Here is a 24,442-nt window from a genome sequence, read left to right as displayed (position 1 = left end):
CAGCCGCGTAGGTAGGTGCAGTTCTGTTCGGAGCTACTCTATGAACAGTAACTTACTTTTATTTAGTCCCCTACGAGAGGGCAGTACCCTGAAGGCATGGCGGGCAACGGGGAACACGAGAGCGGCGCCGTACGCGAGGCGGAGATCCACAACCCCGAAGCGTGCAAGCGGGTCGACAGCGGCATCACCCGCGTCTTCGGCCTGCTCGGCAAGCGCTGGACGGGACTCGTCGTCTCCGTCCTCCTCCAGCACCCCGTCCACTTCGCCGACCTGCGCCGAGCCATCCCCGGCATCAGCGAGCGCATGCTCTCGGACCGCCTCACCGAACTCGGCGCCGCCGGCCTCGTCGTACGCGAGGTCGACGAAGGGCCCCCGCTCCGCGTCGCCTACCGACTGACAGAAGCAGGCGCCGCCCTCGAACCGGCACTGAAGGAACTCGGGCTCTGGGCCGAGGCGTATCTGCCTGAGGGGTAGCGGGGGCTGTGGGCTGCGCGAGGGGGGACCCCGACCGTGCCCGTACGTCCCGACTGACCTCGCCCGTATGTCTCGACGCCGCCTGTACGTCCCGATCCCGCCCCCTGTCTCCGCGCGCCGGTTCCGCACTCCGGTTCCGTGCTCGGGTTTCCACAATTGCGGGGTTATCCACAGGCTCTGACGGGCTTCGGCCGACGGCGGTACGGTCGTTGCCAGTTGATGTTCAGAGACGGGGGAGGCGGTCCGAGTGACCGAGCTCGACACTGCAGTGCCGGTACAGCGTGGGGAACCGGCGGCTCGACGGCTGAGGGCCGTCGAGGGGTTCGCGATGCGGCCCTCCCCCGGATCACCCAAGCAGGAGGGCAAGGCCCTGCGCGACCGCATACCGCGCTCCGCCCACGCGGCCCTCACCCTGCACCCCGCACGCCCCGACGCCGTCGCCGCGGTCGAGGAGTCCAACCTCGGCCGGATCGAAGAGCTCACACCCATACGGGTCGGCAGGATGGCGGCGACCCCGTTCGCGTTTCTGCGCGGATCCGCCGGCCTCATGGCCCACGACCTCGCACAGACCCCCGTCACCGGCATCGGCGCCCAGATCTGCGGAGACGCCCACGCGGCGAACTTCGGCCTCTACGCCGACGCCCGCGGCGGCCTCGTCATCGACCTCAACGACTTCGACGAAACGGTGCACGGCCCCTGGGAATGGGACGTGAAGCGACTCGCCACCTCACTCGTCCTCGCGGGTCGCGAAGCCGGAGCCGACGAGGACACCTGCCGGGAAGCCGCGCACTACGCGGTGGGCGCGTACCGCCGCACGATGCGCCTGCTGGCCAGACTGCCCGCCCTCGACGCGTGGAACGCCATCGCCGACGAGGAACTCGTCTCCCACACCGACGCCCACGACCTCGTCGGCACGCTGGAACGCGTATCCGAGAAGGCCCGCAACAACACCAGCGGAAGATTCGCCGCCAGGTCCACCGAGCTGGCCGAGGACGGCACCCGACGCTTCGTCGACACACCACCCGTGCTGCGCCGCGTACCCGACGGGGAGGCGTCCGAGGTCGCAGCATCCCTCGGCGACTACCTGCAGACACTCTCCGAGGACCGCCTCCCCTTGCTCGGCCGCTACGCGATCCAGGACGTCGCCTTCCGCGTCGTCGGCACCGGGAGCGTAGGCACGAGGTCGTACGTGGTGCTGCTCCTCGACCACCGGGGAGAGGCACTCGTGCTCCAGGTGAAGGAAGCCCGCCCCTCCGCGCTGCTGCCCCACTTGCCCGCAGTCGGCTTCGATACACCGACGCCCGTCCATGAGGGGCGGCGCGTGGTCCTCGGACAGAAGCGGATGCAGGTCGTCAGCGACATCCTGCTCGGCTGGACGACCGTGGCCGGAAGACCCTTCCAGGTACGGCAGTTCAGAAACCGCAAGGGGAGTGTTGACCCCGCGGCTCTCGCCGCCGATCAGATGGACGACTACGGCCGCATGACGGGCGCGCTACTCGCCCGCGCCCACGCACACAGCGCCGACCCCCGACTGATCGCCGGCTACTGCGGCAAGAACGAGGAACTGGATGAGGCCATCGCCCAGTTCGCGGTTACCTACGCGGACCGCACGGAACAGGACCACGCATCCCTGGTCAGGGCTGTGCGGGAGGGGCGGGTGGGGGCTGAGGTGGGGGTTTGAGGGGGTTGGCTTGAGGGGGGTGAGGGGGTGGGGGCTCGGGTTTGAGTTTGGGGTCGCGGTCGCGGTCGCGTACCGCTGGTCGCGGGGTCGCGGGGTCGCGGGGTCGCGGGGTCGCGGGGTCGCGGGGTCGCGGGGTCGCGGGGTCGCGGGGTGCGGGTCGGGCTGGGCTGGAGGGCCCGAGGTGCGGGGTGGGGCTGGGCTGAATTGAGTTGATCTGGGGTGGGGCGGGAGGGGGCGGGGGGAGGGGAGCCCCCCAGAACCCTTGAAATCAGGCGTCGAGCAGGGCATCCCGGCCCGTGCCCTAGGCTGGACGGGTGACGACCCCGGAAGCCGAGTCGACCCCGTCCGAGGCCCCTGCCGCTGAGCCGCAGGGGCAGCCTGTTGCTGAGGGGCGGCCCGAGGCTCGGCTTGAGAGGGCTGTGCTCGCCGCCGAGCAGGCTCTGATCGAGTACGAGATCGCGGTGGAGACGTTCCGGGTCGAGGTCGAGAACTTCTCTCGGCTGCACCACCAGAAACTCGGCCCCATGTATACGCGCCTGGACGAGCTCGAGGCGCAGATCGCCGAGGCGGTCGCCGCGCGGAGCGGGGATCCGGAGGACCGGCGTAAGGCGGACGAGGCCAGGGCGCGCGTGATGCCGATGCCCGCGGTCGAGGAGCTGTTCGACCAGTGGATGGACGGCGATGGTCTCTCGCCGGAGGCGTCCGCCATGCTCACCGATCAGCCCGTTCGGCCGCCGCAGCGTGTGCGGCCGAGCGACGAGGCCCGCAAGCTCTACCGGGAACTCGTCCGCAAGGCGCACCCGGATCTGGCGCAGGACGAGAAGGACCGGGCGCGGCGCGAAGAGTTCATCGTGCGCGTCAACGCGGCCTACGGCCGGGGCGACGAGGCGTTGCTGAAGGAGCTGTCCGACGAGTGGGCCGCGGGGCCTGTCCCCGAGGTGCGCAAGCCCAGCCCGAGCGAGGAGCTGTACGAGCGGCTCGAGTGGCTGGCGCAGCGCAAGGAGCTGCTGACGGCCGTTGCTCAGGAGCTGGAGGAGAGCGCGATCGGCGCGATGCTGCGGATGGCGCCGGACGACCCCGACCGGCTGCTCGAGGAGATCGCGGAGCAGCTGCTCGCGCAGGTCGCCGAGCGAGAGGCTGAGCTGGAGCGGCTGATGCGCGAGCAGGCTGCCGATAGCTGAGCCGGTGGTCGAGCAGGCTGTTGGTAGTTGCGCTGCTTGGCGAGCATCCTGCTTGAGCTGGGCAGCTGGGCTGGCCGACCGGTGGCTGAGCCGAGACCTCAGCGCCGACGCCGCTCCCACCCTGCGTCGCTGACGGTTGTCCGCGCGGCTGACCGCCCTGGTGCCTGGCGGGTCAGGGTCCCGGACGGGGTCGGGTAGCGTCGGGGGTATGCATTTCGGATCTGGTGTGCCCACGGTTGAGGTCGGCGAGCTCGTGGACGGGGACTTTCTCCTCGATGTCCGTGAGGACGATGAGTGGCAGGCGGGTCACGCCGAGGGTGCGTTGCACATTCCGATCAGTGAGTTCGTGGCGCGTTACGGCGAGCTGACCGAGGCGGCTCCCCAGGACGGTCGGGTCAACGTGATCTGCCGGTCCGGCGGCCGTTCCGCGCAGGTGACGATGTATCTCGTGCAGCAGGGCATCGACGCGGTGAACGTGGACGGTGGCATGCAGGTGTGGGCCGCCGCCGGGCGCCCCGTCGTGGACGACAAGGGGCAGTCGGGCCTCGTGCTCTGACCCCTGGCTCAGCCGAGGGGATGGGCCGCCAGTAGGTCGCCGAGTGTTTCCTCGTGGGCGGCTGCCGGGCCGAGTGACAGTTCCAGCTGCTTGGCCCAGGCGTGGTAGCGGTGGAGCGGGTAGTCGGTGTCGGCGCCGAATCCTCCGTGCAGATGCTGTGCGGTCTGGACGACGCGTCGTACGCCTTCCGACGCCCAGATCTTGGCGACCGCGATGTCGCCTGCCGCGGGGAGCGCTCCGCCTGCCTGGGTGCTGATGTGCCAAGCGGCCTGCCAGAGCGTGGCCTCCATGGCGCGCAGATCGATGTAGCGGTCGGCGGCCTGGACCGCTACCGCTTGGAATGTCGCCACCGGGTAGCCGAACTGTTCGCGCTTGCTCGTGTAGTCGCCGGTCATCCGGAGGACGCGCTCGCCGAGGCCCAGAGCCAGGGCGCAGGTTCCGGTGGTGAGGAGCTGGTGCAGCCGGTCCCAGGCCTCGTCGGTCTCGATGATCTGGTGGGCGGCGAGGTGCACGGAGTCGAGGTGGAGTTCGCCGAGGCGTTCGCCGGTCGTGGAGATCTGTTCAGCGAGGCTGAGTCCTTCGTGCGGGTGGGGCAGTACGGCGATGACGGTGCGGCCCTGCGGGGTGTGGGCGGGTACGGCGATGTGGTCGGCGTTGTGCGCCCAGGGCACGCCGGTCTGGGTGCCGTCGAGGATCCAGCTGCCGGTGCCGGTGCCGGTGCCGGTGCCGGTGCCGGTGTCGGTGCCGGTGTCGGTGTCGCGGCGTGCGCTGACGGCGAGTTGGGCCGGGTCGTGGCCGGTGCGGCCTGCGGAGGCGGCGGTGAGGACGAGTTCACCGCGGGCTGCCCGGGGGAGAATCTGCTCCTTCAACTCGTCGCTGCCGTAGGTCTGTACGGCGACGGCGGTCGCGGTGTGCTCCAGGAGCGGGACGCGGGCGAGTGCCTTGGCGGATTCCCTTAGGACCAGGCAGAGCGTGATGGCGTCCAGGCCCGCGCCGCCGTGTTCGGGGGCGAGCAGGAGGCTGAGCAGGTCGGCGTCGGCGACTTTCGACCAGAGAGCTCGGTCGAAGTCGTCGGCGACCGCGCCGGGGGTGAGGGCCGGGCTCGGCACGCTGTCGGGCGCGACCGGGCCGAACACGGCCTTGGCCGCTTCGACGGCCGCCTGCTGTTCTTCGGTGAAGGTGAAGTCCACTGCCCTGTCCCTCCGTGCACCGGTTCGTCGTGGCGACCGCCAGGATCTGACGGTGCGTCAAGGTAGAACAAGTTCTACGAGAAGGGAATGCACGGAGGGAATGCGAGGGCAGTAGGAGCGTGCTCAGCCGTCAGCCGTCAGCCGTCAGCGGTCAGCGGTCGAAGTCCAGCTCCACCGTCTCCGTGGCCGGGTGGGACTGGCAGGCGAGTACGTAGCCGGCGTCGGTCTCCTCGGGTTCGAGTGCGAAGTTCCGGTCCATGCGCACCTCACCCGAGACGAGGAACGCGCGGCAGGTTCCGCAGACGCCGCCCTTGCACGCGTACGGCGCGTCGGGGCGGTTGCGCAGCACTGTCTCCAAGAGTGATTCGCCGTCGTCGACGGGCCAGGTGCCGGAGCGGCCGTCGAGCTGGGCGGTGACCGTGGAGTGCGCGAGGGCCGGTGTGGGGCGGGCGGGTGCCGCTCCGTCGTCGACGTGGAAGATCTCCTCGTGGATGCGGGCTCTTCGTACGCCGAGGGCGCGCAGTGTGCGCTCCGCTTCTTGTACGAGTCCGAAGGGCCCACACAGGTACCAGCCGGCTACCTCGTCTACGGGGAGCAGCGCGGGCAGGAGGGTCGTCAGGCGGTCCTGGTCGAGGCGGCCGGAGTCGAGGCCGGCCTGCTGTTCTTCCCGGGACAGGACCGTGACCAGCTGGAACCGGTCGGGGTAGCGGTCCTTCAGGTCGGCCACCTCCTCCAGGAACATCGTCGACGCGGCGGTGCGGTCGCTGCGGATGAGGCAGAAGCGGGCGTGCGGTTCGCGGGCGAGCAGGGTGGCGGCGATCGACAGGACCGGGGTGATGCCGCTGCCGCCGACCACGGCGGCGTAGAGCCCGGGGATGGGCTCGAGGATGAAGCGGCCGGCGGGGGTCATGACCTCAAGAGCGTCGCCGACGGTGATCTCCTTGAGGGCGTACGTCGAGAAGGACCCGCCTTCGACGAGGCGGACGCCGACGCGAAGGGTCCGGGGGCCTTCGGGGCCCGGGGCGGGTGAGCAGATCGAGTACGTGCGCCGGATCTCGCCGTCGTCGGCCGGGCGGCGCAGGGCGAGGTGCTGGCCCGGTGCGTGGCGGAATTCCTCGCGAAGGGTTTCGGGGACCTCGAAGGTGAGGGCCACGGAGTCGTCGGTGAGCCGGTCGACCGCGGCTACGCGGAGCTGGTGGAAGCGGGCCATCACAACTCCTTGAAGTGGTCGAAGGGTTCGCGGCAGTCGAGGCAGCGTCGCAGGGCCTTGCAGGCGGTGGAGGAGAAGCGGCTCAGCAGTTCGGTGTCCGTGGATCCGCAGTGCGGGCAGCGCAGAGGGGCGTCGCCTGCCTCGGGGGCGCCGAGGAGCGTGGCGGCGGCCGCGTCTGCAGCTGTGTGCGTGGGTGGTGTGGTGCGGGTGGGGCTCAGGGTGACGGTCACCGGTCCCTGGTGCTCCCGGACGGCGCGGGGTGGAGCTATGCCGAACTCCCGGAGCTTGCGGCGGCCCTCGTCCGTGATGTCGTCCGTGGTCCAGGCCGGTGCGAGCACCCGCCGGACGGTGACGTCCGGTATTCCGCGCTCGTGCAGGACGCGCTCGATGTCCGTGGACATGGCCTCGACGGCCGGGCAGCCCGTGTAGGTGGGGGTCAGCTCCACCTCGACGCTGCCGGGGTTGAGGCAGTGGACGGCGCGGAGCACGCCCAGCTCCTCCAGGGTGAGTACGGGCAGTTCGGGGTCGGGCACGGAGCCGGCGAGGCGGCGCAGCTCAGCTTCGAGCGGCGTCTCCGGTCGGTCGGCGGTGTCCTGGGGGGAGGCCTCGGGGGCTTTGGTCACCATGACGCCCCCGGGTGGCTGCGGTGGAGGTGCTGCATCTCGGCGAGCATCCGTCCGAACGGTTCCGTGTGCAGGCCCTGGCGCCCGGCGCCGGCGCTCCAGGCCCCGGTCCGCGGTCCCTCCGGGACGGCCAGGGTCGCCCGCTCCAGGACGGCGGTGACCGATGCGGTCCAACTGGCTTCGATCTCCGGCCAGTCGATGTCGATGCCGTCGACGGGCTGGAACATCTCTCCCGTGTGGCGCCAGAGTGCGTCGCAGCCTTGCTGCATCCGGTCGTGGCTTTCGGCGGTGCCGTCCCCGAGGCGTACGGTCCACTGCTCGGCGTGGTCCTGGTGGTACGCGACCTCCTTGACCGCCTTGGCGGCGAGACCGGCGAGCGGTCCGTCGGTCTCGGCGAGACGGCCGTACAGGAGGCGCTGGTACGTGGAGAAGTACAGCTGTCGGGCGATGGTGTGGGCGAAGTCGCCGTTGGGCTGTTCGACCAACTGGACGTTGCGGAAGGCGCGTTCCTCTCGCAGGTAGGCCAGCTCGTCCTCGTCGCCGACGAGGGAGAGCAGGACCCGGGCCTGGCCGAGGAGGTCGAGCGCGATGTTGGCCAGGGCGACTTCTTCTTCGAGGACCGGGGCGTGTCCGGCCCACTCCCCCAGTCGGTGCGACAGCACGAGCGCGTCGTCGCCCAGGGCCAGCGCCGCGGCGGCGGTGACGGCGTCGGCGTCGGCGGAAGAGGCGGGGTTCAGGGACGTGGTCACAGGTGCTTCACCCCTTCCGGGATCTCGTAGAACGTCGGGTGCCGGTACGGCTTGTCGGCGGCGGGCTCGAAGAAGGGGTCCTTCTCGTCGGGCGAGGAGGCGGTGATCGAGGTGGACGGGACGACCCAGATCGAGACGCCTTCGCCGCGGCGGGTGTACAGATCGCGTGCGTTACGCAGGGCGAGCTCGGCGTCCGGCGCGTGCAGGCTTCCCGCGTGGGTGTGCGACAGTCCGCGCCGGGAGCGTACGAATACCTCCCACAGCGGCCAGTCCTTCGCGTCGCTCATGCCGTCGCCTTCCCGTTCGCCCCGGAGTCCTGTGCCTCGGCGTGCTTCGCCTCGGAGTGTTTCGCCGCGTGGGTCGCGGCCGCTTCCCTGACCCAGGCGCCCTCGTCGTGCGCCTGCCTGCGCTGGGTGATCCGCTGTTCGTTGCACGGTCCGTTGCCCTTGAGGACCTCCCAGAACTCCGTCCAGTCGATGGCTCCGAAGTCGTGGTGCCCGCGCTCCTCGTTCCACACGAGGTCCGGGTCGGGGAGGGTGAGCCCGAGGGATTCGGCCTGCGGAACGCAGATGTCTACGAAGCGCTGGCGCAGCTCGTCGTTCGAATGGCGCTTGATCTTCCACTCCATCGACTGCGCGGAGTGCGACGACTCGTCGTCCGGAGGGCCGAACATCATCAGGGACGGCCACCACCAGCGGTCGACGGCGTCCTGCGCCATCGCGTGCTGGGCCTCGGTGCCGCGGCTCAGCGCGAGGAGCAGCTCGTAGCCCTGGCGCTGATGGAAGGACTCCTCCTTGCAGATCCGCACCATGGCGCGCGCGTACGGCCCGTACGAGCAGCGGCACAGGGGGACCTGGTTCGTGATGGCCGCGCCGTCCACGAGCCAGCCGATGGCGCCGACGTCCGCCCAGGTCAGTGTCGGGTAGTTGAAGATCGACGAGTACTTCTGACGGCCGCTGTGCAGCTTGTCGAGGAGTTCGTCGCGGCCCGTGCCGAGGGTTTCGGCGGCGCTGTACAGGTACAGGCCGTGGCCGGCCTCGTCCTGGACCTTGGCCATCAGGATCGCCTTGCGGCGCAGCGAAGGGGCGCGCGTGATCCAGTTGGCCTCCGGCTGCATGCCGATGATCTCGGAGTGGGCGTGCTGCGCGATCTGGCGCACGAGCGTCGCGCGATAGGCGTCCGGCATCCAGTCGCGAGGCTCGATGCGCTCCTCCGCCGCGACGGCGGTGTCGAACGCTGTCTGGTACGCGGCGGTGCCCGGCGCTTGGCCCGGGGCGGTGCCGGTGGCGTCGGACGTGGCGTGGGCCGCCTGTGTCCGCGCCGCTTGGTGCGCAGCTGCTGTCGCCATCCCGGTCTCCCTCGACCTTGAGCGAATCTCCCGACCGATCGTTCGGTTCGTTGGATTCAATGGTGGGACGTGGCGCCGTAGGGTGTCAACCCTGCGAGGTCCGGCCTGTGGATAAGTCCCGTGCCTCTGTGCCTCGCGTGCGCGGCTGAGTACCGTGCCGGTGCGGCGGCGGGAGCGGGCCGCGGGGCGAGGAATCGGTTCGGCAAAAGCGCGGACCGGAGGCATCGGGAGACTCGGGGAAACGGGGCGGCATGGACGCGTACGACAAGGGCCCGACCGCCCGGCGTTCCGACCCGGAGCCGCGGCCGGATCGTTTGCGGAGCCCTTCTCCGGACGAGGTACCTGGGGTCGGCCATGTACCCGAGGCCGGCCAGGTGCCTGAGCCGGATCTCCCGTCCCCATCCCTCCCGTCCCCATCCCTCACACCCTCACCACCCCTCACACCCTCGCCCCCCTCCGCCGCACCCCGCATAGGCCTGTCGGCCCTCTCCCTCCGCTACCAGATCGCCGCCGCCTGCGCGCTCGTCGTGGTCGCTCTCGTGGCGTGTGTGCACGTCACGATGGTGTTTCTGCACGTCGCTCCGTCCAACACCGTCTCCAAGCAGTACGGCCGGGCCGTCGACGGCTGGATCTATCCGGAGTTCGAGCAGAACTGGAAGCTGTTCGCGCCGAACCCGCTCCAGCAGAACATCGCGGTGCAGGCCCGCGCGGAGGTCCGCACGGCCGACGGCGGTACGCGTACGACCGGCTGGTACGACCTGTCCGCACGGGACGGCGCCGACATCGACGGGAATCTGCTGCCCAGCCATACGCAGCAGAACGAGTTGCGCCGGGCCTGGGACTTCTATGTGTCCGCGCACGACAGTGAGAACCGCCCGAACGGTCTGCGCGGCCAGCTCTCCGAGCGCTACATCCGCCGCATCGCCGTCCTGCGGCTGTCCCACGAGGACGGGCTGACGGCCGACGGCAAGACGGCCGCCGGTAAGCAGCCCACCATCGCCCGCGTCCAGGTCCGCTCGCGGACCACCAACGTGGCGCCGCCCCCGTGGAGCGACGAGAAAGTGGATCCCAAGCCCCTCTACCGGGAGGTTCCCTGGTGGACGGTGACGGTCGCGGACAGGGCACTCGACAGCAACAGCAACAGCAACAGCAACAGCAACAGCCAGAGCCAGGGCCAGGGCCAAAACGGCAACAGCACGCGCGCGCGTGCTGCCGCTGACGGGACGGATGCCCGGTGAACCGCATCGACCGCGTCACCGGGTCCGCCCTCGGGCCCTACCAGAGCGCAGTGATCCGAATCGGCTTCTCCGCGACCTGGCTGCTGTTCCTGCTGCGCGAGTTCCCCAACCGCCACGAGCTGTACGGGCCCGACGGGCCGTGGAGCTGGGACATGGCACAGCAGCTCATCGCCGGTAACGGCGCCTTCACCGCTCTGATGTGGTCGGACGGCCGCGTCTGGTTCGAGATCGTCTACGCCGCCGCGGTCGTGACCAGCGCGCTTCTGATGCTGGGCTGGCGCACCCGGACCATGTCCGTCCTGTTCATGATCGGCGTGCTCTCACTGCAGAACCGCAGCATCTTCATGGGCGACGGCGGCGACAACGTCATCCATCTGATGTCGATCTATCTGGTGTTCACACGGTGCGGGCAGGTCTGGTCGCTGGACGCGCGGCGAGCGGCACGCGCGCGTGAGCACTTTGCGCGTGAGGACGACATCGGGCCGACCGACGTCGTGGGTCCGTTGCTGTGGTGGCTCGCGGGGCTCGGGCTCTCCGTGATCACGTTCATGGGGGTCGTGAGTGGGGGCTGGCTGGTCGTGTTCTGGGGGCTGTGGGCCGTGCAGGGCCTGTGGTGGGCGGTGAACCGGAGGGACCCGTACAGCGAGCTCCGGCAGCTGCTCGACGTGATCGCGAACCTCGCGCACAACGCCGCGCTTCTCGTGATCATGGCGGAGGCATGTCTGATCTACGCGACCGCCGGCTGGTACAAGATCCAGGGCAGTCGCTGGCAGGACGGGACGGCGGTCTACTACCCGCTCCACCTGGACTACTTCTCGCCCTGGCCGGCCCTCGGTGATCTGCTCGCCTCGCACGGGCTGATGGTGATGCTCGTGTCGTACGGGACGGTCGCCGTACAGGTCGCCTTCCCGTTCACGCTGTTCAACCGGCGCGTCAAGAACGTCCTGCTGATCGCCATGATGTGTGAGCACGCGGCGATCGCCGTGCTGCTCGGGCTGCCGTTCTTCTCGCTCGCGATGATCGCCGCCGACGTGGTGTTCCTGCCGACGGCGTTCCTGAGGCGACTGGGTGGATGGGTGGCACGCACGCGTGGAGGTGTGTTTTCCCGTACGGTCGGCGCCTCTACGGTTCCGGGGCCTCGCGCCGCGGAGAGCCCCGACCAGGCCCACGTAGGCTTCACGCCATGAGCGGGGAGAACGGCGTGCACAAGCACAAAGCGTGAACAGGCAAGCAGCATGAGCAGGCAAGCAGCATGAGCGGGCACACAGCATGAGCAGGGCGCACGGCATGAACGGGCGAGCAGCATGAGCAGGGCAGATAGCGCAGGCGTCGACGAATGGCGCGCCCGTGCCGAGTCGTCCGTCCTCCTCGACGGGTTCCACGCGCTCAAGCACGCCCTGCGTTTCGGTGCGCGCGTGCCCGTGGCTCTGGCGGCCAGCCGTGCCGCCGCGCTCGGCCTGGCCGAGGAGCTCGCCCCGGACGTGCGGGATGCCCTTGACGGGCTTTTGGTGGAGGTGCCGGAGGAGACGCTGCGCGCCCTCGTGCCGCGTCTGCATCCCACGGGGGTGGCCGCGCTGGCGGTGCGGCCCGACCGGGCGGCGAACCTGGCTGCCGTGGCGCACCTGCCGAGGGCCGCCCCCGTCGTCGTCCTCGACAACCCCCGCAACCTCGGCAACGCGGGCGCCGTCATCCGGCTTGCCGCGGGCTTCGGGGCGACGGGCGTCGTCATGACCGGCAGCCTCGACCCCTGGCATCCGACTGTCGTACGCGGTGGTGCGGGCCTGCACTTCGCGACGGCGGTCGAGCGCCTGGCGGTGGAGGAGCTGCCGCCGGGGCCCCTGTACGCGCTTGATCCGGAGGGTGAGGACATCCGGGGGACTGCGCTGCCGGACGACGCGCTGCTCGCCTTCGGCTCGGAGCGCAGCGGCCTGTCGCCCGAACTGCGCGCCCGTGCCGACCACTTGGTGTCGCTGCCGATGCGGGCGCAGGTCTCCAGCTACAACCTGGCGACGAGCGTCGGTATGACGCTCTTCCACTGGAGCACCTGTGGCACGCCGGGCGGTCCCGCGGGCCGCCCGGCTGCCTGAGCTGACGCCGGTCGGAGGCCTCAGGCCTCCTTGCGCACCTCCACCACCCGGAAGCGGTTCGACACGAACGCTCCGTCGCACAGCGCCGCGTTGGCCGCGGGGTTGCCGCCGGAACCGTGGAAGTCCGAGAACGCCGCCGTCTGGTTCACGTACACCCCGCCCGTGAGGTTGATGGACAGCTGGGCGCACTCTTCGAGGCAGACCTCTTCGACGGCTTCGGCGACCTCGTCGGAGGTCGTGTACGCGCCGACCGTCATCGCCCCCTTGTCGCGCACCGTGCGCCGCAGCAGGTCCAGCGCGTCCGTCGTGGAGTCGACGGCGACGGCGAAGGAGACCGGGCCGAAGCACTCGCTGAGGTAGGCGGACTCGGAGTCGGCGCCGTCCCAGAACTTCCGCGCACCGTCCTGCTTGACGATCATCGGCGTACGGACGACGGCGCCCGGGAACTCCGGGTTGCTGATCTCCCGTGAGGCGAGGGCGACTTCACCGAGGCCGGAGGCGGCCTCCAGGCGGGACTTCACGTCCGGGTTCACCAGGGCGCCGAGCAGCGCGTTCGCCCGGGCGTCGTCGCCGAGGAGACCGCCGACCGCGGCGGCGATGTCGGTGACCACCTCGTCGTACGTCTTGGGGCCCTCGTCCGTGCTGATGCCGTCGCGCGGGATGAGCAGGTTCTGCGGGGTGGTGCACATCTGGCCGCTGTACAGGGACAGGGAGAACGCGAGGTTCGCCAGCATTCCCTTGTAGCGGTCGGTCGAGTCGATGACGACCGTGTTGACGCCGGCCTTCTCCGTGTAGACCTGTGCCTGCCGGGCGTGCGTCTCCAGCCAGTCGCCGAACGCCGTCGAGCCCGTGTAGTCGATGATCTTGATTTCGGGGCGCAGGGCGATCGTCTTGGCGATGCCTTCGCCGGGCTTCTCGGCGGCCAGTGCCACCAGATTCGGGTCGAAGCCGGCCTCGGCGAGGACCTCGCGAGAGACCTGGACGGTGAGGGCGAGGGGCAGCACGGCGCGCGGGTGAGGCTTCACCAGGACGGGGTTGCCGGTGGCGAGGGAGGCGAAGAGGCCCGGATATCCGTTCCACGTGGGGAACGTGTTGCAGCCGATGAGGAGCGCGATGCCGCGCCCGACCGGCGTGAACTGCTTGCCGAGGACGAGGGGGTCGCGCTTGCCCTGCGGCTTGGTCCACTCCGCCGCGTCCGGTGTGCGCACCTGCTCGACGTACGCGTACGCCACCGCTTCGAGTCCGCGGTCCTGCGCGTGCGGGCCGCCCGCCTGGAACGCCATCATGAAGGCCTGGCCGCTGGTGTGCATCACGGCGTGCGCGAACTCGTGCGTACGCGCGCTGATCCGGGCCAGGATCTCCAGGCAGACGGCGGCGCGTGCCTCGGCGCCCGCCTCGCGCCACGTGCGCATGCCCGCGCGCATCGCGGGGAGCAGGACATCGAGGTCGGGGTGCGGGTAGGTCACGCCCAACTCGACTCCGTACGGCGAGATTTCGCCGCCCACCCAGTCGTCCGTGCCGGGCTGGCCGAGGTCGATCCGGGTGCCGGAGAGCGCGTCGAAGGCGGCCTTGCCCTCGGGCATGCTCAGGCTTCCGTGCTCTCCGTAGGCCTTGGGGTGCTCGGGGTGCGGCGACCAGTACGCGCGCGTGCGGATCGCTTCCAGCGCTTGGTCAAGGGTGGGCCGGTGCTTGGCGATCAGGTCGTGCGCGGTGACTTCGGCGGCCATGGCGGACCAACTCCTCGTCGAGACGGCTCTTCGTCGAGCCGGCGAGCTGGGCAGGAACAGCTGGGCAGGAACAGGCAGACACGGCTAGAGTAACCGAACGATCGGTCGGGACAAGGGGGTCCGTCGAACCTGTGGAAAACTTCGCGCCCGCCGCTGCGCCCCGACCCCCGGGCCTCCGGCCGTCGTTCCGTGCGGGAGGATCGCGACCATGACAGCACTCGAGCTCGGCAGCCCCGAACGCCTTGTCGGCGTGGTGGGCACCGGCACCATGGGCCAGGGCATCGCCCAGGTCGCCCTGACCGCCGGCCACCCCGTCCGGCTCTACGACGCCGTGCCGGGACGCGCCCAGGAAGCTGCGGACGCCATCGCCGCGCGCCTGGACCGCCTGGTCGACAAGGGCAGGCTCGACGCGGCCGAGCGCGACGCCGCCCGCGCGCGTCTGAGCCCCGCCGAGTCCCTAGAGGAGTTCGCGGGGGCGGCGCTCGTCGTCGAGGCCGTACTGGAGCGGCTCGACGTGAAACAGCAGCTGTTCACCGATCTGGAGGAGATCGTCGGGGACGACTGTCTGCTCGCGACCAACACCTCGTCCCTGTCCGTCACGGCCGTCGGCGGCGCGCTGCGCCTGCCGGGCCGCCTCGTCGGCCTGCACTTCTTCAACCCCGCGCCCCTGATGCCCCTGGTCGAGGTGGTCTCCGGCGCGGCGACCGACGTCACGGCGGCCACACGCGCGTACGAGACGGCCCGCGCCTGGGGCAAGACGCCCGTCGTGTGCGCCGACACCCCCGGATTCATCGTCAACCGCATCGCGCGCCCCTTCTACGCCGAGGCGTTCGCGGTCTACGAGGAGCAGGGCGCCCAGCCCGCCACCATCGACGCCGTCCTGCGCGAGTGCGGCGGCTTCAAGATGGGCGCCTTCGAACTGACGGACCTCATCGGGCAGGACGTCAACGAAGCAGTCACCCGCTCCGTGTGGGAGGCCTTCTTCCAGGACGTGAAGTTCCGGCCGTCCCTCGCCCAGCGGCGCCTGGTCGAGGCCGGCATGCACGGCCGCAAGTCAGGCCGCGGCTGGTACGCGTACGCGGACGGCGAGGAGCGCCCGGAGCCGCACACGGCGCAGCCCGCCCAGGCGCCCGCCTACGTCGTCGCCGAGGGCGACCTGGGGCCTGCCGCCGAGCTCCTCACGCTGATCCGCGAGGCGGGCATCCCGGTGCGCGAGGAGGACGAGGACAACGGCACGCGCCTGGTCCTTCCCAGCGGTGGCCAGCTCGCTCTCGCGGACGGCCAGACGTCCGTCGAGTACCGGGACGTCATCTACTTCGATCTGGCGTTCGACTACCGAGCCGCCACCCGCCTCGCTCTCGCGACCTCTCAGCAAGCGTCGCCGCAGACCCTGCGCGAGGCCACCGGGCTCTTCCAGGCCATCGGCAAGGACGTCAGTGTCATCGGGGACGTACCCGGCATGATCGTCGCCCGCACGGTCGCGCGGCTCATCGACCTGGCGCACGACGCCGTCGCCAAGGGAGTGGCCACTCCGGAGGACATCGACACGGCGATGCGCCTGGGTGTCAACTACCCGCTGGGGCCTGTCGAGTGGAGCAGGAAGCTCGGCAAGAACTGGGCGTACTCCCTCCTCGACGATCTGCACCTGCGCGACCCGTCCGGCCGTTACGCGCCCTCGCTCGCGCTCTACCGCCACTCGTACGCCTCCGACAAGCGGGAGGGCTCCGCATGACCACCGCAAGGCGCGACACCTACACGCCCGAGACCCTCCTGTCCGTCGCCGTGCAGGTCTTCAACGAGCGTGGCTACGACGGCACTTCCATGGAACATCTCTCCAAGGCGGCCGGTATCTCCAAGTCGTCGATCTACCACCACGTCGCCGGCAAGGAGGAACTGCTGCGCCGCGCCGTCAGTCGCGCGCTCGACGGCCTCTTCGGGATCCTGGGCGAGGAGCACGCGCGCGTGGGGCGCGCCGTCGAGCGCCTGGAGTACGTCACCCGGCGCATGGTCCAGGTACTGATATCCGAGCTTCCGTACGTGACCCTGCTGCTGCGTGTGCGCGGGAACACCGACACGGAGCGCTGGGCGATGGAGCGGCGCAGGGAGTTCGACCACCAGGTGGCCGAGCTCCTGAAGGCGGCCGCGGCCGACGGTGACGTGCGGGGCGACATCGAGGTGCGGCTCGCGACCCGCCTCGTGTTCGGCATGATCAACTCGATCGTGGAGTGGTACCGGCCGGGCGGCCGGGGCATGGACGACCGCGAAGTCGCCAACGCCGTCGTGCAGTTGATCTTCGGAGGGCTGCGCAAGGAGGGCTGACGGCCCCCAGGGGCGGGCGCGTCAGGCGTCCGGCTCCAGGTCCTCCTCCTCGAACACCAGCAGCGTCCTCGTGCTCAGCACCTCCGGCATGGCCTGGAGCTTGGTGAGCACCAGTTCCCGCAGCGACCTGTTGTCCTGCGTGTGCACCATCAGGAGCACATCGAAGTCGCCGCTGACCAGCGCGATGTGCGAGGCCTCCGGGAGCCGGCGCAGCTGCTCGCGCACGGTGCGCCAGGAGTTCTGGACGATCTTGAGCGTGATGTACGCCGAGGCGCCCTGCCCGGCCCGCTCGTGGTTGACGCGGGCGCCGAAGCCGCGGATGACGCCGTCGTCGATGAGCCGGTTGATGCGCGCGTAGGCGTTGGCCCGTGACACATGGACGCGCTCGGCGACGGAGCGTATCGAGGCGCGGCCGTCCATCTGGAGCATCTGCAGGATGTCGCGGTCGATCGCGTCCAGCGGGCGCGGCTGGTACTCGGGGCGGCCGTCGGGCGGCCGGCGCGGGGAGTCCGGACGGCCGGCGGGGCCGGTGTCGGGCGCTCGGGGCGAGGATTCGGGGCCATCGCCTCCCGGGCCGTCGGCCATTCGTTCAGATGCCATGTCCCCCCGCCTCCCTACCATGGACGTACTGCGTCCATCCCAGGCTGTGGAGAACCGTTTGTCCACAGCCTGGAGGTGCCTGTAGCCAAAATGTGCCGACGACCGAACAATCGGTAGGTGAGGCGCATCACACCGTCGCGTCTCTCAGCCGCTTCCAACGAGGAGGTGCCGTCATGACGGTCATGGAGCAGCGGGACGCCTACCGGCCCACCCCGCCGCCCGCCTGGCAGCCGCGCACGGATCCCGCGCCGCTGCTGCCCGACGCCGAGCCGTTCCGGGTTCTCGGCACCGACGCCGCGGCCAAGGCCGACGCCCGGCTTCTGCACCAGCTGTACGCGGAGGTGGTGCGCGGGCGCAGGTACAACGCGCAGGCGACCGCCCTGACGAAGCAGGGCCGGCTCGCGGTCTACCCCTCCAGCACCGGACAGGAGGCCTGCGAGGTCGCGGCCGCCCTCGTCCTGGAGGAGCGCGACTGGCTCTTCCCCAGCTACCGGGACACCCTCGCCGCCGTCGCCCGCGGCCTCGACCCCGTACAGGCCCTGACCCTGCTGCGGGGCGACTGGCACACCGGGTACGACCCGCGCGAGCACCGCGTCGCCCCCCTGTGCACGCCGCTCGCGACCCAGCTCCCGCACGCCGTGGGACTCGCGCACGCCGCCCGCCTCAAGGGTGACGACGTGGTCGCGCTCGCCATGGTCGGCGACGGAGGCACCAGCGAGGGCGACTTCCACGAGGCGCTGAACTTCGCCGCGGTGTGGCAGGCCCCGGTCGTCTTCCTCGTCCAGAACAACGGCTTCGCGATCTCCGTACCGCTCGCCAAGCAGACCGCCGCCCCGTCCCTGGCCCACAAGGCCGTCGGTTACGGGATGCCCGGTCGCCTGGTGGACGGCAACGACGCGGCGGCCGTGCACGAGGTCCTCGCCGAAGCCGTGCGCCACGCGCGCGAAGGGGGCGGCCCGACCCTCGTCGAGGCGATCACCTACCGCATGGAGGCGCACACGAACGCGGACGACGCCACGCGCTACCGCGTCGACGCCGAGGTCGACGCCTGGCGCGACCACGACCCGATCCTGCTCCTGGAGCGGGAGTTGACGGAGCGCGGACTCCTCGACGAGGAAGGCATACGGGCCGTGCGCGACGACGCCGAGAAGATGGCCGCCGACCTGCGCGAGCGCATGAACCAGGACCCGGTGCTCGACCCCATGGACCTCTTCCGCGATGTCTACGCCGAGCAGACGACGCAACTGCGCGAGCAAGCAGCCCAGTTGCGTGCCGAGCTCGACGCCGAGGCGGACGGGGCGGACCGATGACGACTGTCGCCGCCAAGCCGGCCACCATGGCGCAGGCCTTCGGCCGCGCCCTGCGCGACGCCATGGCCGCCGACCCTTCCGTGCACGTCCTCGGTGAGGACGTCGGCACGCTGGGCGGCGTCTTCAGGGTCACCGACGGACTGGCCAAGGAGTTCGGTGACGCCCGCTGCACGGACACGCCGCTCGCCGAGGCGGGCATCCTCGGCACCGCGGTCGGCATGGCCATGTACGGCCTGCGGCCCGTCGTCGAGATGCAGTTCGACGCGTTCGCCTACCCGGGCTTCGAGCAGCTGATCTCGCACGTCGCGAAGATGCGCAACCGCACCAGGGGCGCGATGCCGATGCCCCTCACCGTACGCGTGCCCTACGGCGGCGGCATCGGTGGCGTAGAGCACCACAGCGACTCCTCCGAGGCCTACTACATGGCCACCCCGGGCCTCCATGTCGTCACGCCCGCGACCGTCGCCGACGCCTACGGCATGATGCGCGCCGCCATCGCCTCCGACGACCCCGTCGTCGTCCTCGAGCCCAAGCGGCTGTACTGGTCGAAGGACTCCTGGAACCCCGAGCACCCGACGGACGTGGAACCCATCGGGCGGGCCGTGGTCAGGCGGCCCGGCAGCAGCGCCACCCTCATCACGTACGGGCCGTCGGTGCCGGTCTGCATGGAGGCGGCCGAGGCCGCGCGCGCCGAGGGCTGGGACCTGGAAGTCGTCGATCTGCGCTCCCTGGTGCCGTTCGACGACGAGACGGTCAGCGCATCCGTGCGCCGCACCGGGCGAGCCGTTGTCGTGCACGAGTCGGGCGGTTTCGGCGGGCCCGGCGGTGAGATCGCCGCGCGGGTCACCGAGCGCTGCTTCCACCACCTGGAGGCGCCGGTCCTGCGGGTGGCCGGGTTCGACATCCCGTATCCGCCGCCGATGCTGGAGCGGCACCATCTGCCGGGGGTCGACCGGATCCTGGACGCGGTCGCCCGGCTTCAGTGGGAGGCGGGCAGCTGATGGCACAGGTCCTCGAGTTCAAGCTGCCCGACCTGGGCGAAGGCCTCACCGAGGCGTCGATCGTCACCTGGCTCGTCCAGGTCGGCGACGTCGTGGCGGTGGACCAGCCGGTCGTCGAGGTGGAGACCGCGAAGGCGATGGTCGAGGTGCCGTGTCCCTACGGGGGCGTGGTGACAGCCCGCTTCGGCGAGGAAGGCAGCGAACTCCCCGTCGGCTCCCCCCTCCTGACGGTCGCCGTGGGCACACCGGCCGAGGGGGAGGGCGACGACGAGGGATCCGGGAACGTCCTGGTGGGTTACGGCACCGCAGCCGCGCCTGCGCGCCGGCGCCGGGTCCGCCGACAGGACGCCGTCCCTGCGGCTGCGCCCGCGGCACCCATGGAGGCGGCTCCTTCCGTCTCCCCCGCACCGGCTCCGGAGGCGACACCGCGGAGCGGACCCGTGCCGGTCATCTCCCCTCTCGTGCGCAAGCTCGCCCGTGAACACGGCGTCGATCTGCGTGAGTTGCCCGGGTCGGGGCCGGACGGCCTCATCCTGCGGGCCGATGTCGAGAGCGCCATGCGGGAGACGGTGCAGGTACGGACCCACGTGGCCGAAGCGGACGCCGTGGCGCCGGCCGCGTCCCCGACCCAGGCCCCCGCCCAGGCTCCGACCCCGTCGGACACGAGCGCGGACGGCATCCGTGTCCCCCTGCGCGGCATACGAGGCGCCGTAGCCGACAAGCTCACCCGCAGCCGCCGAGAGATCCCCGACGCGACCTGCTGGGTGGACGCCGACGCCACGGAGTTCATGCACGCGCGCGTGGCCATGAACGCGGCCGGCGGGGAGAAGATCTCCGTGCTCGCCCTGCTCGCCCGCATCTGCACCGCCGCCCTGGCCCGCTACCCGGAGCTCAACTCCCGGGTCGACCTGGCGGCCCGCGAGGTCGTGCAGCTCGACACCGTGCACCTCGGGTTCGCCGCCCAGACCGAGCGCGGGCTCGTCGTCCCCGTCGTGAAGGACGCGCACGTGCGCGACGCCGAGTCCCTCAGCGCCGAGTTCGGCCGCCTCACGGAGGCGGCGCGGGCCGGGCGGCTCACGCCCGGGGAACTCACCGGCGGCACGTTCACGTTGAACAACTACGGCGTCTTCGGCGTCGACGGTTCGACGCCGATCATCAACCACCCCGAGGCCGCCATGCTCGGCGTGGGCCGGATCATCCCCAAACCCTGGGTCCACCAGGGGGAGTTGGCGGTGCGACAGGTCGTCCAGCTGTCGCTCACCTTCGACCACCGGGTGTGCGACGGCGGCACGGCGGGCGGCTTCCTGCGCTACGTGGCGGACTGCGTCGAACAGCCGGCGGTGCTCCTGCGCACCCTGTGAGGACGAGCGGCCCGCCCCCGCCCACCCCGATGTGACGTAAATCCTCGCGGGTGCGGGCCGTTTCCGGGGGTCTCAATGATCCTTCGTGCGCCCATACTCGGGGGATGAACGCTGCTCCCGCGCCGAGCCGCCCCGCCCACGACGCCGTCGTGCTCGCCGGCGGCGCCGCCAGACGGCTCGGCGGCACGGACAAACCCGCGGTCCGCGTCGGCGGCAGGCCGCTGCTCGACCGGGTCCTGGCCGCCTGCGCCACGGCCGGCACCACGGTCGTCGTCGCCGAACCCAGACCCACCGCGCGCCCCGTGCGCTGGTCCCGCGAGGACCCGCCGGGCGGCGGGCCGGTGGCCGCGCTCGACGCCGGCCTGCGCGCCACCACGGCCGACCAGGTCCTCGTCCTCTCCGCCGACCTGCCCTTCCTCAGCGAGCAGACCGTACGGCGCCTCCTCGACACCCTGAACGCGGGAACGGCGGACGGGGTCCTGCTCACCGACGCCGACGGACGGGACCAGCCGCTCGTCGCGGCCTACCGCAGCGCACCCCTGCGCCAACACCTCGCCGAACTCACCGCCGCTCACGACGACGGCCTCTCCGGGCTGCCCCTGCGGCTGCTCGTCGGCCGGCTCGAACTCACTCGTATCACCGACCCCGTCGCGTCTTTCGACTGCGACACCTGGGACGACATCGCCGCCGCCCGGTCACGTATCAGGGAGCATGGGCACGTGTTGGATGAATGGATCTCCGCAGCCAAGGACGAACTGGGCATCGAGCTCGACGTCGACACCGGCCTCCTGCTCGACCTCGCCCGCGACGCCGCGCACGGTGTGGCCAGGCCGGCCGCTCCCCTGACGACGTTCCTCGTCGGATACGCGGCCGCTACCGCCGGGGGAGGCCGCGAGGCCGTCGCCGAGGCCTGCGCGAAGGCCGCCGCGCTCGCTGACCGCTGGGCGAAGGAAGCCGCGGACGAGGAAGCGTCGGCGAGCGGCACTACGGGTGCCTCCTCTGACGGTGCCTCCCCTGACGGCACCTCACCCGGTGGCTCCGCCGGCGCGCGGCCGGACGCGGGATGAGCGGTCAGAGCGCCGAGTCGCTGGCCGCGCAGGCCCGCGCGGCCGAGGACGGCGCCGTCGACGAGGCGCTCGCCCTGGTCAACGAGGCTCGGGCAGCGGACGGCCGCGGCGCAGGCGGCGCGGGGGTTCCCGGCGCGGCGGGCTCCGGTGACGGACGCTCCGGCGGGGCAGGCTCCGGCACGGGACGCCCCGGCCCGGAACGCGGTTCGGCAGAGCGCTCCCGGCGCACCGAACCCGCCACCTCCACCTGCCACACGGATCACCCGGACCAGCCGGACCCCACGCGCCACAGCGCCCCTTCCGACCAGCGAACCGGCTCCCGGCACCAGGCTGTCTCCTGGTCCGCCGCGCGAGCCGTCGCCGGGCGGGCCGGGCGCGCGGCCGCCGCACGCCGGGGAACTGCGGCGGAGCGCCGCGTGCCGCTCGACCGGGCGCTCGGTCTGACGCTGGCCGAGCCCCTCGCCGCGCTCTCCGACCTCCCCTCCTTCGACACCTCCGCCATGGACGGCTGGGTCGTCGCCGGGCCGGGCCCCTGGGACGTACGGGCCGAGGGGATACTCGCCGGGCAGGACCGGCCCGAGCCGTTGTCCGACGGTGAGGCCGTCCAGATCGCCACCGGCGCCCGGGTCCCGCGGGACGCGACCGCCGTCATCCGCAGTGAGCACGGCCGCACCGACGACAAGGGCCGGCTGTTCGCCCTCGGGGACGTCGGCCACGGCCAGGACATCCGCCCCCGAGGCCAGGAGTGCCGCTCCGGCGACCAACTCCTGCCCGCCGGAGCCCTGGTGACTCCGGCGGTGCTCGGGCTCGCCGCGGCCGCCGGGTACGACGAGCTGCTGACGGTGGCGCGCCCGAGGGTCGAGGTGTTCATCCTGGGCGACGAGTTGCTGACCGAGGGCCTCCCCCGTGAGGGCCTCATCCGTGACGCGCTCGGCCCGATGCTGCCGGCCTGGCTGAGGGCGCTCGGCGCGGAGGTCACCTCCGTACGACGTCTGGGCGACGATCCGAAGGCGCTGCTCAAGGCCGTACGGGCGTCGGACGCCGACCTCATCGTGACGACCGGCGGCACCGCGTCGGGCCCGGTCGACCATGTGCACCCGACGCTGAGCCGCGTCGACGCCGAGCTGCTCGTCGACGGAGTCGCGGTGCGGCCCGGGCACCCGATGCTGCTCGCCCGCACCAAGGAGGGGCAGCACCTCGTCGGCCTGCCGGGCAACCCTCTCGCGGCCGTCTCCGGGCTCCTCACGCTTGCCGAGCCGCTACTGCGGATGCTCGCGGGACGGCCGGAGCAGGAGCCGTACACCGTGCCGCTCCAGGGGGCTGTGCACGGGCATCCGCACGACACGCGGCTCGTCCCCGTCGTGGTGCGGGGGGAGGACGCCGTGCCGCTGCGCTACAACGGTCCGGCCATGCTGCGCGGGATCGCGGCCGCCGACGGGCTCGCCGTCGTCGCGCCCGGCGGAGCGAAGGCCGGGCGGGAAGTGGAGATCCTCGACCTGCCGTGGTCGTGGAACCCGGCGGGTGACGACGGAGGCGACGCCCCCACCGAGAGGCGTTTCACGTGAAACTTCCCGGCCATGACGCGATGGCCCGCCAGGACGACGAGAAGGTCGTCACCCGTCAGGTGAAGCTGCCCAAACGGGTCGTCGAGCGGCCGCTGCGGCAGGTGGCCGGGCGGCTGCTGATGGCGCTCACCGTGCTGGTCGCGACGGCGATCATCGTCTGGGCCGACCGCTCCGGCTACAACGACAACTCCGACGGCAGCGTCGACCTGCTGGACGCGTTCTACTACGCGACCGTCACCCTCTCCACAACCGGGTACGGCGACATCACGCCCGTCAGTGACGGCGCCCGGATCGTCAACATCTTCGTCATCACGCCGCTGCGTGTGCTGTTCCTGATCATCCTGGTCGGCACCACCCTCGAAGTGCTCACCGAGCGCACGCGGGATGAGTGGCGACTGAACCGCTGGAGGTCCAACTTGCGTGACCACACCGTGGTCGTCGGATTCGGCACGAAGGGCCGGTCGGCGATCCAGACCGTCTGCGCGACGGGGCTGAAGGCGGATCAGGTCGTGGTCGTCGACCCCAGCAGCAAGGTCATCGAGGCGGCCACGGCGATCGGGTTCGCCGGAGTCGTCGGCGATGCCACGCGCAGTGATGTGCTGCTGCGGGCCGAGGTGCAGAGGGCGCGCCAGATCATCGTCGCGACCCAGCGCGACGACACCGCGGTCCTGGTCACCCTCACCGCCCGCCAGCTCAACCGCGCGGCGAAGATCGTGGCGGCCGTCCGTGAGGAGGAGAACGCCCCCTTGCTGCGGCAGTCGGGCGCCGACGCCGTCATCACCAGCGCCAGCGCGGCGGGCCGGCTGCTCGGACTCTCCGTGCTCAGCCCGAGCGCGGGCATGGTCATGGAGGACCTCATCCAGCAGGGCAGCGGCCTCGACCTCGTCGAACGACCGGTCATAAAGGCCGAGGTGGGGCTGAAGGTCCGGGAGACCGAGGACCTGATCGTGAGCGTGGTGCGCGGGCACCGGGTGCTGGGTTACGACGACCGGGCCATCGGCACGCTCCAGTTGACGGACCGCCTGATCACGATCGTCCGCGCCACCCCCAGCACCCGGTCCGTCCCGGACACGCGACGGCTGCCGCAGGACTGACAGTCGGGGGCACCACAGGACTGACTGTTGGGGCGTGCCCGGACGGTGAGTCGGGGCGCCG

General features: G+C 71.2%; 23 protein-coding genes. 15 read left to right on the top strand and 8 right to left on the bottom strand.

Translation table 11 applies throughout. The features are described from left to right. Window positions 1-96: 96 nt before the first annotated feature. The 4 genes from OG456_RS18060 (at window position 97) to OG456_RS18045 (ending at window position 3,892) form a co-directional block, all read left to right on the top strand. Window positions 97-474: a helix-turn-helix domain-containing protein gene (locus OG456_RS18060; RefSeq protein WP_266562237.1), complete on the top strand. Its 378-nt coding sequence runs from the start codon at window positions 97-99 to the stop codon at window positions 472-474. Between the two features lie 328 nt (window positions 475-802). Further along, window positions 803-2,155: a DUF2252 domain-containing protein gene (locus tag OG456_RS18055; protein WP_266562235.1), complete on the top strand. Its 1,353-nt coding sequence runs from the start codon at window positions 803-805 to the stop codon at window positions 2,153-2,155. Window positions 2,156-2,469: 314 nt separating this feature from the next. Next, complete coding sequence (locus tag OG456_RS18050; protein ID WP_266562233.1) at window positions 2,470-3,336, top strand: hypothetical protein; 867 nt, start codon at window positions 2,470-2,472, stop codon at window positions 3,334-3,336. Window positions 3,337-3,562: 226 nt separating this feature from the next. Then, a complete protein-coding gene (locus tag OG456_RS18045) occupies window positions 3,563-3,892 on the top strand; it encodes a rhodanese-like domain-containing protein (RefSeq protein ID WP_266569320.1) in 330 nt (109 codons plus the stop codon). Window positions 3,893-3,900: 8 nt separating this feature from the next. Here OG456_RS18045 and OG456_RS18040 read toward each other — a convergent pair whose 3' ends face one another. From OG456_RS18040 to paaA, 6 genes are all read right to left on the bottom strand, one after another. Further along, entirely contained in the window at window positions 3,901-5,082 is a 1,182-nt protein-coding gene (locus OG456_RS18040; protein WP_266562231.1) for an acyl-CoA dehydrogenase family protein, read from the bottom strand. A 151-nt stretch (window positions 5,083-5,233) separates the two neighbouring features. Beyond that, window positions 5,234-6,292 carry a 2Fe-2S iron-sulfur cluster-binding protein gene (locus tag OG456_RS18035; RefSeq protein WP_266562229.1) on the bottom strand — a complete coding sequence of 353 codons (1,059 nt, stop codon included), beginning with the start codon at window positions 6,290-6,292 and terminating at the stop codon, window positions 5,234-5,236. Beyond that, on the bottom strand, window positions 6,292-6,918 hold the full coding sequence (paaD, locus tag OG456_RS18030) for a 1,2-phenylacetyl-CoA epoxidase subunit PaaD (protein ID WP_266562227.1): 627 nt from the start codon (window positions 6,916-6,918) through the stop codon (window positions 6,292-6,294). The genes OG456_RS18035 and paaD overlap by 1 nt, the downstream gene beginning before the upstream one ends. Further along, the gene (gene paaC / locus OG456_RS18025) at window positions 6,912-7,664 is read right to left on the bottom strand and encodes a 1,2-phenylacetyl-CoA epoxidase subunit PaaC (RefSeq protein ID WP_266562225.1); all 753 of its coding nucleotides are present in this window, start codon (window positions 7,662-7,664) and stop codon (window positions 6,912-6,914) included. The genes paaD and paaC overlap by 7 nt, the downstream gene beginning before the upstream one ends. Then, window positions 7,661-7,951, bottom strand: a complete 291-nt coding sequence (paaB, locus tag OG456_RS18020; protein WP_116512039.1) for a 1,2-phenylacetyl-CoA epoxidase subunit PaaB — start codon at window positions 7,949-7,951, stop codon at window positions 7,661-7,663. Before paaB ends, paaC begins: the two co-directional genes overlap by 4 nt. Beyond that, window positions 7,948-9,012: a 1,2-phenylacetyl-CoA epoxidase subunit PaaA gene (gene paaA, locus OG456_RS18015; RefSeq protein WP_266562222.1), complete on the bottom strand. Its 1,065-nt coding sequence runs from the start codon at window positions 9,010-9,012 to the stop codon at window positions 7,948-7,950. The genes paaB and paaA overlap by 4 nt, the downstream gene beginning before the upstream one ends. A 251-nt stretch (window positions 9,013-9,263) precedes the next feature. On the opposite strand from paaA, the gene OG456_RS18010 reads away from it, so the two are divergent. The 3 genes from OG456_RS18010 (at window position 9,264) to OG456_RS18000 (ending at window position 12,337) form a co-directional block, all read left to right on the top strand. After that, complete coding sequence (locus tag OG456_RS18010) at window positions 9,264-10,250, top strand: DUF5819 family protein (RefSeq protein WP_266562220.1); 987 nt, start codon at window positions 9,264-9,266, stop codon at window positions 10,248-10,250. Next, window positions 10,247-11,437 carry an HTTM domain-containing protein gene (locus tag OG456_RS18005; RefSeq protein WP_266562218.1) on the top strand — a complete coding sequence of 397 codons (1,191 nt, stop codon included), beginning with the start codon at window positions 10,247-10,249 and terminating at the stop codon, window positions 11,435-11,437. Before OG456_RS18010 ends, OG456_RS18005 begins: the two co-directional genes overlap by 4 nt. A gap of 117 nt (window positions 11,438-11,554) precedes the next feature. Beyond that, window positions 11,555-12,337: an RNA methyltransferase gene (locus tag OG456_RS18000; RefSeq protein ID WP_266562212.1), complete on the top strand. Its 783-nt coding sequence runs from the start codon at window positions 11,555-11,557 to the stop codon at window positions 12,335-12,337. A gap of 20 nt (window positions 12,338-12,357) precedes the next feature. Here the strand turns inward: OG456_RS18000 and paaN are convergent, their stop codons facing one another. Continuing rightward, complete coding sequence (gene paaN, locus OG456_RS17995; RefSeq protein WP_266562210.1) at window positions 12,358-14,064, bottom strand: phenylacetic acid degradation protein PaaN; 1,707 nt, start codon at window positions 14,062-14,064, stop codon at window positions 12,358-12,360. A gap of 208 nt (window positions 14,065-14,272) precedes the next feature. Between paaN and OG456_RS17990 the strand changes: the two genes are divergently transcribed. After that, the gene (locus tag OG456_RS17990; RefSeq protein ID WP_266562208.1) at window positions 14,273-15,796 is read left to right on the top strand and encodes a 3-hydroxyacyl-CoA dehydrogenase; all 1,524 of its coding nucleotides are present in this window, start codon (window positions 14,273-14,275) and stop codon (window positions 15,794-15,796) included. Beyond that, entirely contained in the window at window positions 15,793-16,383 is a 591-nt protein-coding gene (locus OG456_RS17985) for a TetR/AcrR family transcriptional regulator (RefSeq protein WP_266562206.1), read from the top strand. Before OG456_RS17990 ends, OG456_RS17985 begins: the two co-directional genes overlap by 4 nt. A 21-nt stretch (window positions 16,384-16,404) precedes the next feature. Here the strand turns inward: OG456_RS17985 and OG456_RS17980 are convergent, their stop codons facing one another. Further along, window positions 16,405-16,983: an Lrp/AsnC family transcriptional regulator gene (locus OG456_RS17980; protein WP_266562204.1), complete on the bottom strand. Its 579-nt coding sequence runs from the start codon at window positions 16,981-16,983 to the stop codon at window positions 16,405-16,407. 173 nt (window positions 16,984-17,156) lie between these two features. Between OG456_RS17980 and pdhA the strand changes: the two genes are divergently transcribed. From pdhA to OG456_RS17950, 6 genes are all read left to right on the top strand, one after another. After that, window positions 17,157-18,293: a pyruvate dehydrogenase (acetyl-transferring) E1 component subunit alpha gene (gene pdhA, locus OG456_RS17975; RefSeq protein ID WP_266562202.1), complete on the top strand. Its 1,137-nt coding sequence runs from the start codon at window positions 17,157-17,159 to the stop codon at window positions 18,291-18,293. Then, window positions 18,290-19,294, top strand: a complete 1,005-nt coding sequence (locus OG456_RS17970; protein WP_266562200.1) for an alpha-ketoacid dehydrogenase subunit beta — start codon at window positions 18,290-18,292, stop codon at window positions 19,292-19,294. Before pdhA ends, OG456_RS17970 begins: the two co-directional genes overlap by 4 nt. Beyond that, complete coding sequence (locus tag OG456_RS17965) at window positions 19,294-20,655, top strand: dihydrolipoamide acetyltransferase family protein (RefSeq protein ID WP_266562198.1); 1,362 nt, start codon at window positions 19,294-19,296, stop codon at window positions 20,653-20,655. Before OG456_RS17970 ends, OG456_RS17965 begins: the two co-directional genes overlap by 1 nt. Before the next feature lie 104 nt (window positions 20,656-20,759). Then, window positions 20,760-21,722, top strand: coding sequence for an NTP transferase domain-containing protein (locus tag OG456_RS17960; protein ID WP_266562196.1), 963 nt, complete (start codon window positions 20,760-20,762; stop codon window positions 21,720-21,722). Continuing rightward, entirely contained in the window at window positions 21,719-23,287 is a 1,569-nt protein-coding gene (locus OG456_RS17955) for a molybdopterin molybdotransferase MoeA (RefSeq protein WP_266562194.1), read from the top strand. The genes OG456_RS17960 and OG456_RS17955 overlap by 4 nt, the downstream gene beginning before the upstream one ends. Next, a complete protein-coding gene (locus OG456_RS17950; RefSeq protein ID WP_266562192.1) occupies window positions 23,284-24,381 on the top strand; it encodes a TrkA family potassium uptake protein in 1,098 nt (365 codons plus the stop codon). Before OG456_RS17955 ends, OG456_RS17950 begins: the two co-directional genes overlap by 4 nt. Window positions 24,382-24,442 lie beyond the last annotated feature (61 nt).

Origin of the sequence: Streptomyces sp. NBC_01446 (assembly GCF_026340095.1) — a bacterium.
GTDB classification, from domain to species: Bacteria; Actinomycetota; Actinomycetes; order Streptomycetales; family Streptomycetaceae; genus Streptomyces; species Streptomyces aureus.
Note: the sequence above shows the minus strand (reverse complement) of the source record. Positions and strands in the feature narration are given on the sequence as shown.